General features: G+C 71.2%; 15 protein-coding genes and 1 tRNA gene. 7 read left to right on the forward strand and 9 right to left on the reverse strand.

What is annotated here, in order from left to right; genetic code table 11:
* Positions 1–216: 216 nt before the first annotated feature.
* The 3 genes from ACZ6I1_RS30130 to nth all read right to left on the reverse strand — a co-directional run bounded on the left by ACZ6I1_RS30130 (position 217) and on the right by nth (position 3,092).
* Positions 217–1,419: a MarP family serine protease gene (locus ACZ6I1_RS30130; RefSeq protein ID WP_469292061.1), complete on the reverse strand. Its 1,203-nt coding sequence runs from the start codon at positions 1,417–1,419 to the stop codon at positions 217–219.
* Between the two features lie 12 nt (positions 1,420–1,431).
* On the reverse strand, positions 1,432–2,154 hold the full coding sequence (locus ACZ6I1_RS30135) for an NUDIX hydrolase (RefSeq protein WP_469292062.1): 723 nt from the start codon (positions 2,152–2,154) through the stop codon (positions 1,432–1,434).
* Between the two features lie 65 nt (positions 2,155–2,219).
* Positions 2,220–3,092: an endonuclease III gene (gene nth / locus ACZ6I1_RS30140; RefSeq protein WP_469292063.1), complete on the reverse strand. Its 873-nt coding sequence runs from the start codon at positions 3,090–3,092 to the stop codon at positions 2,220–2,222.
* 254 nt (positions 3,093–3,346) lie between these two features.
* Here nth and ACZ6I1_RS30145 point away from each other — a divergent pair, with 254 nt between their 5' ends.
* A complete protein-coding gene (locus ACZ6I1_RS30145; protein WP_003981529.1) occupies positions 3,347–4,021 on the forward strand; it encodes a Crp/Fnr family transcriptional regulator in 675 nt (224 codons plus the stop codon).
* A gap of 139 nt (positions 4,022–4,160) precedes the next feature.
* The gene (locus ACZ6I1_RS30150) at positions 4,161–4,967 is read left to right on the forward strand and encodes a nucleotidyltransferase domain-containing protein (protein WP_469292064.1); all 807 of its coding nucleotides are present in this window, start codon (positions 4,161–4,163) and stop codon (positions 4,965–4,967) included.
* Here the strand turns inward: ACZ6I1_RS30150 and ACZ6I1_RS30155 are convergent.
* From ACZ6I1_RS30155 to ACZ6I1_RS30170, 4 genes are all read right to left on the reverse strand, one after another.
* Positions 4,964–5,812, reverse strand: coding sequence for an MBL fold metallo-hydrolase (locus ACZ6I1_RS30155; RefSeq protein WP_469292065.1), 849 nt, complete (start codon positions 5,810–5,812; stop codon positions 4,964–4,966). The genes ACZ6I1_RS30150 and ACZ6I1_RS30155 overlap by 4 nt on opposite strands.
* Positions 5,809–6,711 carry an NUDIX hydrolase gene (locus ACZ6I1_RS30160; protein WP_469292066.1) on the reverse strand — a complete coding sequence of 301 codons (903 nt, stop codon included), beginning with the start codon at positions 6,709–6,711 and terminating at the stop codon, positions 5,809–5,811. The genes ACZ6I1_RS30155 and ACZ6I1_RS30160 overlap by 4 nt, the downstream gene beginning before the upstream one ends.
* 163 nt (positions 6,712–6,874) lie before the next feature.
* Complete coding sequence (locus ACZ6I1_RS30165) at positions 6,875–7,348, reverse strand: RidA family protein (RefSeq protein WP_469292067.1); 474 nt, start codon at positions 7,346–7,348, stop codon at positions 6,875–6,877.
* Positions 7,345–7,506 carry a DUF4177 domain-containing protein gene (locus tag ACZ6I1_RS30170; protein ID WP_007264966.1) on the reverse strand — a complete coding sequence of 54 codons (162 nt, stop codon included), beginning with the start codon at positions 7,504–7,506 and terminating at the stop codon, positions 7,345–7,347. Before ACZ6I1_RS30170 ends, ACZ6I1_RS30165 begins: the two co-directional genes overlap by 4 nt.
* Positions 7,507–7,559: 53 nt before the next feature.
* On the opposite strand from ACZ6I1_RS30170, the gene bagA reads away from it, so the two are divergent.
* Both bagA and bagB read left to right on the forward strand, forming a co-directional pair.
* Positions 7,560–8,543 carry an ATPase BagA gene (gene bagA / locus ACZ6I1_RS30175; protein ID WP_469292068.1) on the forward strand — a complete coding sequence of 328 codons (984 nt, stop codon included), beginning with the start codon at positions 7,560–7,562 and terminating at the stop codon, positions 8,541–8,543.
* On the forward strand, positions 8,540–9,790 hold the full coding sequence (gene bagB / locus ACZ6I1_RS30180; RefSeq protein ID WP_469292069.1) for an ATPase BagB: 1,251 nt from the start codon (positions 8,540–8,542) through the stop codon (positions 9,788–9,790). The genes bagA and bagB overlap by 4 nt, the downstream gene beginning before the upstream one ends.
* A gap of 36 nt (positions 9,791–9,826) precedes the next feature.
* Here bagB and ACZ6I1_RS30185 read toward each other — a convergent pair whose 3' ends face one another.
* Complete coding sequence (locus ACZ6I1_RS30185; RefSeq protein ID WP_257559391.1) at positions 9,827–10,177, reverse strand: WhiB family transcriptional regulator; 351 nt, start codon at positions 10,175–10,177, stop codon at positions 9,827–9,829.
* 397 nt (positions 10,178–10,574) lie between these two features.
* On the opposite strand from ACZ6I1_RS30185, the gene ACZ6I1_RS30190 reads away from it, so the two are divergent.
* Positions 10,575–12,857 (forward strand): transglycosylase domain-containing protein, encoded by a 2,283-nt coding sequence (locus ACZ6I1_RS30190; protein ID WP_469292070.1) that lies wholly within the window; start codon positions 10,575–10,577, stop codon positions 12,855–12,857.
* 73 nt (positions 12,858–12,930) lie between these two features.
* Here ACZ6I1_RS30190 and ACZ6I1_RS30195 read toward each other — a convergent pair whose 3' ends face one another.
* Positions 12,931–13,392 (reverse strand): GatB/YqeY domain-containing protein, encoded by a 462-nt coding sequence (locus ACZ6I1_RS30195; protein ID WP_469292071.1) that lies wholly within the window; start codon positions 13,390–13,392, stop codon positions 12,931–12,933.
* Positions 13,393–13,459: 67 nt separating this feature from the next.
* Between ACZ6I1_RS30195 and ACZ6I1_RS30200 the strand changes: the two genes are divergently transcribed.
* Both ACZ6I1_RS30200 and ACZ6I1_RS30205 read left to right on the forward strand, forming a co-directional pair.
* Positions 13,460–14,404, forward strand: coding sequence for a metallophosphoesterase (locus ACZ6I1_RS30200; RefSeq protein WP_469292072.1), 945 nt, complete (start codon positions 13,460–13,462; stop codon positions 14,402–14,404).
* A gap of 141 nt (positions 14,405–14,545) precedes the next feature.
* A tRNA-Pro gene (locus ACZ6I1_RS30205) sits at positions 14,546–14,619 on the forward strand.
* Positions 14,620–14,676 lie beyond the last annotated feature (57 nt).

Raw genomic sequence — 14,676 nt, forward strand, 5'->3', positions numbered from 1 at the left:
ACGGTGACACCGCACACGAACGCCGCTCGGCAGCGACGCCGGGCCCCCGCGGGAGGACCGGCCGCGACGGCCATGACCTCCGCCTCGGGATCCCGCGCATCCTGCGCCGCCGGGCCCTGTGGGTCTCGGCGCGCCTGCGCCATCCGCGGACGTAGAGAGCCGACGTAGAGAGCCGGCGGGTTCGCCGGGCCCCAGCACGGGCCCGGCGTCCCGGTGTCAGAGGGCGCACCCCTGGCTGTCGACCCGCTGTTCGGCGATCCGGCCGATCCGGATGTCGTCACGGATCTCGTCCACCGTCAGGGCGTAGCCGGTGTTCGCGTCGTCGCGGGACTTCGCGAACACCACTCCGTACACCTTGCCGTCGGGCGTGAGCAGCGGGCCGCCCGAGTTGCCCTGCCGGACCGTCGCGTACAGCGAGTAGACGTCGCGCCGCACGGTGCCGCGGTGGTAGATGTCCGGGCCGTCGGCGTTGATCCGGCCGCGGACGCGCGCGGCACGGATGTCGTACGCGCCGTTCTCGGGGAAGCCGGCCACGATCGCGTCGCTGCCGCCGACCGCGTCCCGGTCGGCGAACTCCAGCGCCGGGGCCTTCAGGTTCGGCACGTCCAGGACGGCGATGTCGCGCTCCCAGTCGTAGAGCACGACCTTGCCGTCGTAGCGCTTGCCCTCGCCTCCGATCTGCACGGTCGGTTCGCCGACCCCGCCGACGACGTGCGCGTTGGTCATCACCTTGCCGGGCGCGAAGACGAAGCCGGTGCCCTCCAGCACCTTGCTGCAGCTGGGCGCCGTGCCGACGACCTTCACGATCGAGCGCTTGGCCTGCTCGGTGACGGGGCTCCGGGCGAGCGCCGGATCAGGCGCCCTGACCTCGGTGATGGGCTCGTTGGAGAACGGGCTGAACACCTGCGGGAAGCCGTTGCGCGCGAGAGTGGAACTGAAGTCCGAGAACCAGGTGTTCGCCTGCGCCGGCAGCACCCGCGACACGCCGAGCAGCACCTTGGAGTTGCGGACTTCCTTGCCCAGCGTGGGCAGCGAGGTTGCGGCGAGCGCGGAGCCGATCAGCCAGGCCACCAGCAGCATCGCGACCACGTTGACCAGGGCCCCGCCGGTCGCGTCCAGCACGCGCGCCGGCGACCAGGTGATGTAGCGGCGGAGCCGGCTGCCGAGGTGCGTGGTCAGGGCCTGGCCGATCGAGGCACAGACGATGATCGCGACGACGGCGATCACGACGACCGTGGTGGACACCTGGGTGCCGTTGTCGGTCACCCGGTCCCAGATCAGCGGAAGCAGGGACACGGCGACGAGGCCACCGCCGAGGAAGCCGATCACCGACAGGATGCCGACGACGAACCCCTGGCGGTAGCCGACGATCGCGAACCACACGGCCGCGAGCAGCAACAAGATGTCCAGCACGTTCACTGGGTCACCGTCTCACGCGCGCCAGTCGAGCGGGACGTGCCGCGAGCGGTCCCAGGGGCGCTCCCAGCCCGCGAAGTGCAGCAGCCGGTCGATCACCCCGGCGGTGAAACCCCAGACCAGAGCCGATTCGACGGTGAAACCCGGCCCCAGGTGGCCGCTCGGGTGGACGGCCGTGACCCGGTGCTCGGGGTCCGTGAGATCCGCCACGGGCACCGTGAAGACGCGGGCCGTCTCGGCCGGGTCCACGGCGCCGACCGGGCTCGGGGTGTGCCACCAGCCGAGGACCGGGGTGACGACGAACTCGCTGACCGGGATGTAGAGCCGGGGCAGCACTCCGAAGAGCTGGACTCCGGACGGGTCGAGGCCGGTCTCCTCCTCGGCCTCGCGCAGCGCGGCGCGCAGCGGGCCGGTGGTGTGCGGATCGCCGTCCTCCGGGTCGAGGGCGCCGCCCGGGAAGGAGGCCTGGCCCGCGTGCGAGCGGAGGGTGCCGGCGCGCTCCATGAGCAGCAGCTCGGGCCCACGGGGGCCTTCGCCGAACAGCACGAGCACCGCGGACTGGCGCCCTCGGCCGTCCTCGGGCGGCAGGAAGCGGCTCAGCTGCAGCGGCTCGACCGTCCGGGCGGCCTCGACGACGGGATCCAGCCAGGCGGGCAGGCCGTCGGTGCTGAGGGTCGTACTGCTGCCCGTACGGGCTCCCGCCGCCGTCCCGTCCCGTGTGTCGCTACCGCGCGTCATAGGCACCCCTGTCCGTCCGTGTTCTCCCACAACGCCAAACGCGATGCGGGTACCGATTCGTTCCGTTACGGCGCCGGGGCACCCAGCGGCGGCGCCGGGAGGCCCGGGTAGTCCGGGGGCGGGCTCAGGCGCTGGCCGGGCTGGCCGCCCTTCTCGTACTTCAGCAGCTTGCGCGCCTTCTCCGGGTCCGTTTCGCCCTCCCCGTACGCCGGGCAGAGCGGGGCGATCGGACAGGCCCCGCAGGCCGGCTTGCGGGCGTGGCAGATCCGGCGGCCGTGGAAGACGACGCGGTGCGAGAGCATCGTCCACTCGCTCTTGGGGAAGATCGCGCAGATCTCCGCCTCGACCTTCTCCGGATCCTCCTGATCGGTCCACTTCCAGCGGCGCACGAGCCGGCCGAAGTGGGTGTCAACGGTGATCCCCGGGACGCCGAACGCGTTGCCGAGGACCACGTTCGCCGTCTTGCGGCCCACTCCGGGCAGGGTCACCAGGTCCTCGAGCCGCCCCGGCACCTCGCCGCCGAACCTGTCCCGCAGGGCCTGGGAGAGGCCGAGCAGGGACTTGGCCTTCATCCGGAAGAACCCGGTCGGCCGGATCAGCTCCTCCAGGTCCTCCGGGGCGGCCGCGGCCATGTCCTCAGGGGTCGGGTAGGCCGCGAACAGGGCCGGGGTCGTCTGGTTCACCCGCAGGTCCGTGGTCTGCGCGGACAGGACGGTCGCCACGAGCAGCTCGAAGGGGTTGCGGAAGTCGAGCTCCGGATGGGCGTACGGATAGATCTCGGCCAGCTCGCGGTTGATGCGGCGGGCCCGGCGCACCATGGCCAGGCGGGATTCCGCCCTCGCCGCTGATGGCTTAACGGCGGTTTTCTTGGCCGAATCTTTGCCCTGGGAGGCAGCTGGGACCTCCGCGGACGCCCCCGAAGGGCCTTGTTCGCCCACAGCTGAATTATGGGCCGCCATCACTCCCGCGGACCCCTTGGCCTGTGCTCTCACCGGCTTATTGGACACCCGGCCAGCCTAAGGCCGGGCGCTGACACCCGCCCGGACCTCAGGTAACACCACCCTGATTGGTCTCCCACCGCACAGCACGGGCGTCCGTCCGGCATCCTTGGTAGTGATTGATCGCACTGTTTGAGCCGTCCGGCAAAATGGGGGGCCGGTCCCCTGAGCTGGTCGACATAGGAGAGAAACTCGTGGACGACGTTCTGCGGCGCGCCCCGCTCTTCGCGGCGCTCGATGACGAGCAGGCCGCGGAGCTCCGCGCCTCCATGGGCGAGGTGACCCTCGCACGCGGTGACGCCCTGTTCCACGAGGGCGACCCCGGCGACCGGCTGTATGTCGTGACCGAGGGCAAGGTGAAGCTCCACCGCACCTCCCCCGACGGCCGCGAGAACATGCTGGCCGTCCTCGGCCCCGGCGAGCTGATCGGCGAACTGTCGCTGTTCGACCCGGGCCCGCGTACCGCCACCGCCACCGCGCTGACCGAGGTCAAGCTCCTCGGCCTCGGGCACGGCGACCTCCAGCCCTGGCTCAACGCCCGGCCCGAGGTCGCGACCGCGCTGCTGCGCGCCGTCGCGCGGCGCCTGCGCAAGACCAATGACCAGATGTCCGACCTGGTCTTCTCCGATGTCCCCGGCCGTGTGGCACGGGCGCTCCTCGACCTGTCGCGCCGCTTCGGCGTGCAGTCGGAGGAGGGCATCCACGTGGTGCACGACCTCACGCAGGAAGAGCTCGCGCAGCTCGTCGGCGCCTCCCGCGAAACCGTGAACAAGGCCCTGGCCGACTTCGCGGGCCGCGGCTGGCTGCGCCTCGAGGCGCGCGCGGTGATCCTGCTGGACGTGGAGCGGCTCGCCAAGCGCTCTCGCTGACGCCGGTCTTGACGGTCGAGGGGTCCTGCCCGGATGGGCGGGGCCCCTTTCGCGTCTTCGGGTGCGCGCGTTGCGAGGGCTCCGCCCCCCAGCCCCCGCGCCTCGAACGCCGGCGAGGCTGAACGTGCACAGTGGAGGCATGGAGCACAGGGGTGTCGACGCGTACGGGTACTTCGAGCGGGAGGGTTCCCTCGGGAAGATTCCCGGGGAGTTCAGGGCCGTCGTCGCCGCCGCCCGGGAACGGATCGGCGAGGCGTACGGGCGGCGGCTGCACAGCGCCTACCTGTACGGGTCCGTGCCGCGCGGGACGGCCCGGCCCGGACGGTCCGACCTCGACCTGCTGCTCGCCCTGCACCACGAGCCCGCCGACGAGGACCGGGCCGCCGCCGACGTACTGGCGCGCGGGCTCGACGAGGACTTCCCGGTCATCGACGGGGCCGGCATCCTGCTCTACGGCAAGGACACCCTGCTCAGCGAGCCGGAACGGTACGACCTCGGCTGGTTCCTCGCCTGCCTGTGCACCCCGCTGCTCGGCGCCGATCTGGCCGAGCACCTGCCCCGTTACCGCCCGGACGGCCTGCTCGCCCGGGAGACCAACGGCGACCTGGCCGACCTCCTGCCCTCCTGGCGGGCCAGGGCCCAGGCCGCCTCGACCCCGGACGAGTACCGCAGGCTCAGCCGGATCTTCGCGCGGCGCCTGGTGCGCACCGGATTCACCCTGGTCATGCCGCGGTGGGGCGGCTGGACCAGCGATCTCGCCGAGTCCGCGGAGGTCTTCGGCACGTACTACCCGCAGCGCGCGGCCCAGATGCGGGCGGCGGCCGCCGTGGCACTGGATCCCGTCGCGGACCCGGCCGTGCTGCGCGCGTACATCGAGGACCTCGGGCCGTGGCTCGCGGACGAGTACACGGCGCGGCACGGCACGAAGACCCCCAGGCCGGACTAGAAATCGGGGCCGCCCGGGATCAGGCCGTGCTCCTGGAGGTACTCGAGCTGCGCCCGTACGGACCATTCCGCGGCCGGCCACAGGGAGCGGTCCACGTCCGCGTAGACGTGGGCGACGACCGCCTCCGGGGTGACGAAGCCGTCCTCGACGGCGGTCTCGACCTGGGCGAGGCGGTGGGCGCGATGGGCCAGGTAGTACTCGACGACGCCCTGGGCGTCCTCCAGGACCGGCCCGTGGCCCGGCAGGACGGTGTGCACGCCGTCGTCGACGGTGAGCGAGCGCAGGCGGCGCAGGGAGTCCAGGTAGTCCCCCAGGCGGCCGTCGGGGTGCGCGACGACGGTGGTGCCGCGGCCGAGGATGGTGTCTCCGGTCAGGACGGCACGGTCGGCGGGCAGGTGGAAGCAGAGCGAGTCGCCGGTGTGCCCGGGGGTCGGGACCACGCGCAGCTCCAGGCCGCCCGTCCTGATCACGTCCCCGGCGGCCAGCCCCTCGTCACCCAGCCGCAGCGCCGGGTCCAGGGCGCGGACCTTGGTGCCGGTGAGCTCGGCGAAGCGGCCGGCGCCCTCGGCGTGGTCGGGATGGCCGTGGGTGAGCAGGGTCAGGGCGATCCGCTTCCCGGCCTGCTCGGCGGTGTCGATGACCGCCCGGAGGTGGGCCTCGTCCAGCGGGCCCGGGTCGATGACGACGGCCTGGGCGGACCCGGGCTCCGAGAGCAGCCAGGTGTTGGTGCCGTCCAGGGTCATCGCGGAGGCGTTGGGGGCCAGGACGTTGACCGCGCGGGCGGTGGCCGGTCCTGAGGTGACGATTCCGCGGGGCTGGCCGGGGAGTGCGGCGGCGTCGGTCATGAGGAGCCTCCGGGGCGCACTCGCTTGGTGAACTCGTCGTGGCCCGGCCAGCTGAGCACCAGCTCGCCGTTCTCCAGCGCGGCCCGGGCCAGTACGGGCGCCAGGTCCTGCGCCCCGGCCGCGGCGAGCGCCTCGGCGGCGCTCCCGTACGGCTCCAGGGAGCGCAGGGTGGAGATGGTGGGCGGCATCATCAGCAGCTCGCCCTTGTCGTAGCCGTCGGCCGCGTCGGCCGGGCGGATCCAGACGGTCCGGTCGGCCTCGGTGGAGGCGTTGCGGGTGCGCTGGCCCTCGGGGAGGGCCGCGACGAAGAACCAGGTGTCGTAGCGGCGCGGTTCGAACTCGGGGGTGATCCAGCGCGCCCAGGCCCCGAGCAGGTCGGAACGCAGCCGCAGGCCGCGGCGGTCCAGGAACGCCGCGAAGGACAGCTCCCGCGCCACGAGGGCCAGCCGGTCGGCCTCCCAGTCGTCGCCGGTGGTGTCACCGACGACGGAGCCGGGGGTCTCCCCGGCGAGCAGCACGCCCGCCTCCTCGAAGGTCTCCCGTACGGCTCCGCAGACGATGGCCTGGGCGGTACGGGCGTCCGTGCCGAGGCGGCGCGCCCAGGCGTCCCGGCTCGGGCCCGCCCAGCCGACCTGGTGTTCCTCGTCGCGGGGGTCGACCCCGCCGCCGGGATAGGCGTACGCGCCTCCGGCGAAGGCCATGGAGGCGCGGCGGCGCAGCATGTGCACGACGGGACCGGCGGGGGTGTCGCGCAGCAGCATCACGGTGGCGGCGCGCTTCGGTTCCACGGGGGTGAGGGAACCGTCGGCGAGCGCGCGGATGCGCGCGGGCCACTCCGGCGGGTACCACTGGCCTCCGGCGGGGGGCGGGGTGGGCTGCGCCTGCTGCTGATTCGGCATGCCGGGATGCTACGGCCATCCGGCCCGATGTTCGAGGGTCTGCCGCTGCGGCGGGCCCCTGGCGCTCCGCCCCAGGCCCCCCACGCCTCACACGCCGGCGGGGCTGGATCCGGCCGGAGGGGCTGGATTGCGGCGGCTGCCGTCCGTCCAGCCCCGTCGGGGGTCAGGCTCCCGGAACGAGTTCGACCTGGATCTCGATCTCCACCGGTGCGTCCAGCGGGAGCACCGCCACGCCCACCGCGCTGCGCGCATGGACGCCCTTGTCGCCGAGGACGGCGCCGAGGAGCTCACTCGCACCGTTCAGCACGCCCGGCTGGGCGGTGAAGTCGGGGGCCGAGGCGACGAAGCCGACGACCTTCACGACACGCGCGATCTTGTCGAGGTCGCCGATGACCGACTTGACGGCGGCCAGGGCGTTCAGCGCGCACGTGGCGGCCAGTTCCTTGGCCTGCTCCGGCGAGACCTCGGCGCCGACCTTGCCGGTGACCGGCAGGTTGCCCTTGACCATCGGCAGCTGGCCCGCGGTGTAGACGTACGAGCCCGAGCGGACGGCCGGCTGGTACGTGGCCAGCGGCGGGACGACCTCGGGCAGGGTCAGGCCGAGCTCGGCCAGCTTCGCCTCGACGACGCCGCTCATGCCTTCTCCCGCTTGAGGTAGGCCACGAGCTGCTCGGGGTTGTTCGGCCCGGGCACGACCTGGACGAGCTCCCAGCCGTCCTCGCCCCAGGTGTCCAGGATCTGCTTGGTGGCGTGGACCAGCAGCGGGACGGTCGCGTATTCGAACTTCTTGGTCATGGGAGCGAGGGTAGTGCCTGCGGTCCGGGGCGAAGGAATTAGGCTCGGACGCTGTGAGCAGGCTCCAGGTGGTCAGCGGCAAGGGCGGCACCGGCAAGACCACGGTCGCCGCGGCACTCGCGCTCGCCCTCGCACGCGAGGGCAAGCGGACTCTTCTCGTGGAGGTCGAGGGCAGGCAGGGCATCGCACAGATCTTCGGGACCGAGGCGCTCCCGTACGAGGAGCGCAAGATCGCCGTGGCGCCCGGCGGCAGCGGGGAGGTCTTCGCGCTCGCCATCGACGCCGAACGGGCGCTGCTGGACTACCTCCAGATGTTCTACAAGCTCGGCTCCGCGGGCCGCGCGCTCAAGAAGCTCGGCGCCATCGACTTCGCGACGACCATCGCGCCCGGTCTGCGCGACGTGCTGCTGACGGGCAAGGCCTGCGAGGCGGTGCGGCGCAAGGACAAGGCGGGCCGGTTCGTCTACGACCACGTGGTCATGGACGCCCCGCCGACCGGGCGGATCACCCGCTTCCTGAACGTCAACGACGAGGTGGCGGGCCTGGCCCGGTTCGGGCCGATCCACAACCAGGCCCAGGCCGTCATGAAGGTGCTCAAGTCCGCGGAGACGGCGGTGCACCTGGTCACCCTCCTGGAGGAGATGCCCGTCCAGGAGACCGCGGACGGGATCGAGGAACTGCGGCAGGCCGGGCTGCCTGTCGGGCGGATCGTCGTCAACATGGTGCGCCCGCACCACCTGGACGAAGACACCCTGCGTGCCGCGGCCGAGGACCACCGGGCCGGCGTGGCCCAGGCGCTGTCCCGGGCGGGCCTGGGCGGCGCCCGCCGCGGCGGGCTGGCCGAGCGGCTGGTGGACCCGCTGCTCGCGCAGGCCGCCGAGCACGCGGGCCGGGTGGAGCTGGAGCGTGCGCAGCGCGCCGTACTGGCGGGGCTGGACGTGCCGGCGTACGAACTCCCGCTGCTCGGCGCGGGGGTGGATCTGGCCGGGTTGTACGAGCTGGCCAAGGAACTGCGGAAGCAGTCGGTGGCCGAATGAGCGAGGGGGTGGACACCGTGGGCCTGGACACTCCGCCGCGGCTGGCGGTCGACGGGCTGCTGGACGATCCGCAGACCCGGATCATCGTGTGCTGCGGGGCGGGCGGGGTCGGCAAGACCACCACCGCCGCGGCGCTGGGCGTACGGGCGGCCGAGCGCGGGCGGAAGGCGGTGGTGCTCACCATCGACCCGGCGCGGCGGCTCGCGCAGTCGATGGGCATCGACTCGCTGGACAACACCCCGCGCAGGGTCACGGGGGTGGGGACCGCGGCGGCGGACGGCGGTGAACTGCACGCCATGATGCTGGACATGAAGCGGACCTTCGACGAGATCGTCGAGGCGCACGCGGACCGCGAGCGGGCCGCGGCCATTCTCGCCAACCCCTTCTACCAGTCCCTGTCGGCCGGCTTCGCGGGCACGCAGGAGTACATGGCGATGGAGAAGCTGGGGCAGCTGCGGGCCAGGGACGACTGGGACCTGATCATTGTGGACACCCCGCCGAGCCGGTCCGCCCTGGACTTCCTGGACGCGCCGAAGCGGCTCGGGTCCTTCCTGGACGGGAAGTTCATCCGCGTGCTGATGGCTCCGGCGAAGGTGGGCGGCCGGGCCGGGATGAAGTTCCTGAATGTCGGCATGTCGATGATGACGGGCACGCTGAGCAAGCTGATGGGTGCCTCGCTGCTGAAGGACGTACAGACCTTCGTGGCCGCGATGGACACCATGTTCGGCGGTTTCCGCACGCGCGCGGACGCCACCTTCCGGCTGCTCCAGGCTCCCGGTACGGCCTTCCTCGTGGTCGCGGCTCCCGAACCGGACGCCCTGCGCGAGGCGGCGTACTTCGTGGAGCGGCTGGCCGCGGAGAAGATGCCGCTGGCCGGTCTGGTACTGAACCGGGTGCACGGCAGCGGCGCCGACCAGCTGTCCGCCGAGCGGGCCCTGGCCGCCGCAGAGAATCTTGAGGACGGCGGCATTGTCGATCAGGAGTCCGGGAAAGCTGGACCTCGTGACGCCACCGACGACGGCTCCCCCGCCCCCGACGTGGACGAGATCACGGCAGGACTGCTGCGGCTGCACGCCGAACGGATGCAGATGATCGCGCGCGAGCGGCGCACGCGCGACCGCTTCACCTCACTGCACCCCGAGGTGGCAGTGGCCGAAGTGGCGGCCCTGCCCGGCGATGTGCACGACCTCGCCGGGCTACGGGCCATCGGAGAGCGACTCGCGGCCGGGGTTCCGGCCGGAGCATAGGCGTTCGCCGTTCGTACGACGTGGCGCCCGGGTGATCTACCCGGCTGCCGCGTACGTCTCGTACGGAACGTCGATCTCCTCGTCGGCATCCATGGTGAGGATGCCCGTGCTGCGCTCGTACTCCGTGCGCGCGGTTTCGAGCAGCCGTCGCCACGAGGTGACGGTGGGACGCCTGCGCAGCAGCGCACGGCGTTCCCGCTCGGTCATTCCGCCCCACACGCCGAACTCGACGCGATTGTCGAGCGCGTCGGCCAGGCACTCGGTCCGCACCGGACATCCGGTGCACACCGCCTTGGCCCTGTTCTGTGCCGCTCCTTGTACGAACAGTTCATCCGGATCGGTAGTGCGGCAGGCTGCCTGCGCACTCCAGTCGGTAACCCAGCCCATGCCGGCGCCGTCCTCTCCCGAATCGAGGCTCCCCCACGGCGGCAGCGGCATATTCACCGCTGCCAGTTGAGGACGTTACGGAAGGCGAGCACAGTGCAACACCCCCGACGGGCCCAATCTTGAATGGTCCGAACGGACTATGGGTAAGCGGCAGATCACCCGACGGAGTGATCGGACGACATGCCCGGCCATTCCGGCGATTCGGGTGAAATCACCGAGTCGCCAGTGGGGTGCGTTCCTCGCAGCAGGCGGGATTCGGACATGAGTCCACCCCATTCGGGAAGGGTGAAAATCAAGCCGGGGGGTTGATGTCGCACCGCGCTGCTGTGACAGTTGAGGACAGCTTAGGCCAAGGCATTCGCGTGTGTCCGGCGAATGAGAACGTAGGCTGCCCTCCATGGGAAAGAAGCGCTCGGGCGGCGGGCTCACGGGGAGCCAGCAGGCCGCCAAGTTCCTCGGGGTGTCCGTTCTCTCCGGAGTTGTGCTGGCCGGCATGGCGATTCCGGCGGCAGGCGCCCTGGGGCTCGCGGCCAAGGGCACGGTCGAGGGATTCGATGAGATCCCGGCCAATCTCAAGACTCCGCCGCTGAGCCAGCGGACCACGATTCTGGACTCCGAAGGTGGCTTGATCGCCACTGTCTATTCGCGAGACCGGCAGGTGGTCCCCCTCACGGCGATCTCCCCGTACATGCAGAAGGCGATCGTCGCCATCGAGGACTCGCGTTTCTACGAGCACGGCGCGGTCGACCTGAAGGGCATCCTGCGCGCGGTCAACCGCAACGCACAGGAGGGCGGCGCGGCACAGGGTGCCTCGACGCTCACCCAGCAGTACGTGAAGAACGTCTTCGTGGAAGAGGCCGGTGACGACGAGACGAAGGTCCGCGCGGCCCAGGAGAAGAGCCTCGGGCGCAAGATCCGCGAGCTGAAGTACGCGATCCAGGTCGAGGAGGAGCTCGGGAAGAAGAAGATCCTCGAGAACTACCTGAACATCACGTTCTTCGGGCAGCAGGCGTTCGGAATCGAATCCGCCGCCCAGCGCTACTTCAGCAAGCCGGCCAAGGACCTGACCCTGGAGGAGTCCGCGCTGCTGGCGGGCGTCGTCCAGTCGCCGAGCCGGTACGACCCGGTGAACGACGTGACCGAGGCGACGAAGCGCCGCAACCTCGTCCTGCAGCGGATGGCCGACATCAGGGAAATCTCCCAGGCGGAGGCGGACGCGGCGAAGGCGAAGCCGGTCGTACTGAAGGTGACCAAGCCCAAGAACGGCTGCATCACCGCGGTCAAGGGCGCCGGGTTCTTCTGCGACTTCGTCAAGAACTCCTTCCTGACCGACGCGGTCTTCGGCAAGACGCGCGAGGAGCGGGCCAAGGTCTGGAACCAGGGGGGTCTGACGATCCGCACCACCCTGGACCCGCAGGCACAGGACGCGGCCAACGAGTCGATCAAGGACCACGTCTACCAGGAGGACTCGATCGCGACGGCCGTGACCATGGTCCAGCCGGGCACGGGCCGGGTGCTGGCGATGGGGCAGTCCAAGCCGTACGGCTTCGGGAAGAACGAGACGCAGATCAACTACTCCGTGGACAAGCGGATGGGCGGCTCGAACTTCGGCTTCCAGGTCGGCTCCACCTTCAAGCCGTTCATCGCGGCCGCCGCCATAGAGCGGGGCATGCCGCCGACCAAGGTGTACCCGGCGCCGAACAAGATGGACTACCCGAGCCCGGTGCAGAAGTGCGACGGCAGCAACTGGCTCAACCTGCCGCTCTCGAACGGCAAGCTGCAGACGGCCGAGAACGAGACCGAGGACGAGGTCGGTCCGTACGCGATGAAGACGGCGATGGAGAAGTCCATCAACACCTACTTCGTGCAGATGATCTCGGAGATCGGCCTCTGCCCGGTCATGGAGATGACGCAGAAGCTCGGCGTGGTCCCGGCCAACGGCGAGAAGCTGGTGGAGGCCCCCTCGATCGCGCTGGGCTCCGCCGAGCTCTCCCCGCTGACGATGGCCAACGCGTACGCGACCTTCGCCAACCGCGGTGTCCACTGCACCCCGGTGGCCATCGAGTCGATCACCGACGCGCACGGCAAGGCGCTCGCCGTGCCGAAGGCCAAGTGCGACCGGGTGATGGCTCAGGAGACGGCCGACACCATCAACACCCTGCTGCGCGGAGTGGTCGACTCCGGAACCGGTGAGCGGGCCGGCCTGACCGACCGCGACAGCGCGGGCAAGACCGGTACGACGGACTCCCGGTACAACGCCTGGTTCGTCGGCTACACCCCGAACATCTCGGGCGCGGTGTGGGTCGGCTCGGGCGGCGCGAAGAAGATCACGATGGAGAACATCGAGATCGGCGGCCGGTACTACAACAAGGTCTTCGGCGGCGGCCTGCCCGGCCCGATCTGGAAGGACGCGATCACCGGCGCGCTCGCCGGACGCGAGGCCCCCGCCTTCACCACCGTCGGCATCCCGGAGCCCGTGCTCCCGGGCGGCAGCAACGGCGGCAGGCCGGCCACAAACCCGGGCAAGCCCGTGAAGCCCGGCAAGCCCGGCGGTGACAACAAGCCCGGCGGGCGGCCCGGCGGTACGACGGACGGCGGTACGACGGGCGGCACGCCGGACTTCCCGTTCCCGGGGATCACCGTCGAGCCCGGCCTGATCGGCGGCCGCGACACCCAGTAGGACCGAGGGCGGAAGCGGAACGCGAGGGGCCCTCAGCCGGATTCCGGCTGAGGGCCCCTCCTTCGCGTGCGGCTCAGGAGAGCTGCTGCTTGACGACGGCGGCGACGCGCCCGCCCTCGGCCAGCCCGGCGACCTTCGGGTTCACGATCTTCATGACGGCGCCCATGGCGCGCGGCCCCTCGGCGCCCGCCGCCCGGGCCTCCTCGACGGCCTGCGCCACGATCGCGACGAGCTCCTCGTCGGTCAGCTGCTTGGGCAGGTACGTGTCGAGGAACTCGCCCTCCGCGGTCTCCCGGGCGGCCTGCTCGGGACGGCCGCCCTGGGCGAAGGCATCGGCGGCCTCGCGGCGCTTCTTCGCCTCCTTGGCGATCACCTTGAGGACTTCCTCGTCGGAGAGCACGCGTGCCTCCTTGCCCGCGACCTCCTGGTTGGTGATCGCGGAGAGGGTCAGCCGCAGGGTGGACGAGTGCAGCTCGTTCCGCTCCCTGATGGCGGTCGTGAGGTCTTCCTGGAGCTTGGCCTTGAGCGTGGTCATGACCTGAGTCTGCCACCTGCGGGGGCGGTGGCGCCCGCCGGTTTTCCGGGTCTGCGACGATGGGGCCATGCGTGCGCGTTACGGAGTCCCCCTGAAGGCTGCTGCCGGAATCGCCGCGGTGGGGGCCGCGGGCGTGGCCTATGCCGCCGGTTTCGAGGCGCGGTCCTTCCGACTGCGCCGGGTCACGGTGCCCGTCCTCCCCCGGGGGATGCGCCCGTTGCGCGTGCTCCAGGTCTCGGACATCCACATGGTCGGCGGTCAGCGCAAGAAGCGCGCCTGGCTGCAGTCGCTGGCGGGCCTGCGCCCCGACTTCGTCGTCAACACCGGCGACAACCTCTCGGACACCGAGGGCATCCCGGAGGTGCTCGACGCGCTGGGCCCCCTGATGGACTTCCCGGGCGTGTACGTCTTCGGGTCGAACGACTACTACGGGCCCCGGCTGCGCAATCCCGGGCGCTACCTGCTCGAGAAGGCCCAGGGCCGGCACGGGCTGAACGGCAACAAGCCGGTCGTCGGGGCCGTCCACAACCCCTGGGAGGAGATGCGGGACGCCTTCGACGCGGCGGGCTGGCGCAACCTCACCAACACCCGGGCGCGACTGAAGGTGGAGGGCCTGGAGCTGGCCTTCACCGGCCTGGACGACCCGCACATCAAGCGCGACCGGTACGAGCAGGTCGCGGGCGGCCCGGAGCCGGACGCGGACTTCTCCCTGGCCGTGGTGCACGCCCCGTACCTGCGGGTCCTCGATGCCTTCACCGCCGACCGGTACCCGCTGATCCTCGCCGGGCACACGCACGGCGGACAGCTGTGCATCCCCTTCTACGGGGCGCTCGTCACCAACTGCGACCTGGACACCGAGCGGGTGAAGGGCCTCTCCGCGCACGAGGCGGGCGGCCACCGCGCGTACCTCCACGTCTCGGCCGGCTGCGGCACCAACCGGTTCACCCCGGTCCGCTTCGCGTGCCCGCCGGAAGCGACGCTGCTGACCCTGACGCCGAAGGCACCGGCGTAAGGCCCGTCGGCACGGGTACGCCGACGGGGAGCGCCGCGCCGGCCGCGCGCCCCCTCCGCGAAAACCGGATTTCGTCTCCGGCCGAGGGTCCGCTAAAGTAATCGATGTCGCCAGGACAGCAAGTGCTGCAAGGGTGACGATCGGGGTGTAGCGCAGCTTGGCAGCGCGCTTCGTTCGGGACGAAGAGGTCGTGGGTTCAAATCCCGCCACCCCGACAGAGTAAGACCAGGTGAGGCACCTACCGATTTCGGTAGGTGCCTCACCTGTTTCCG

This window comes from Streptomyces sp. NPDC046303, assembly GCF_055588085.1.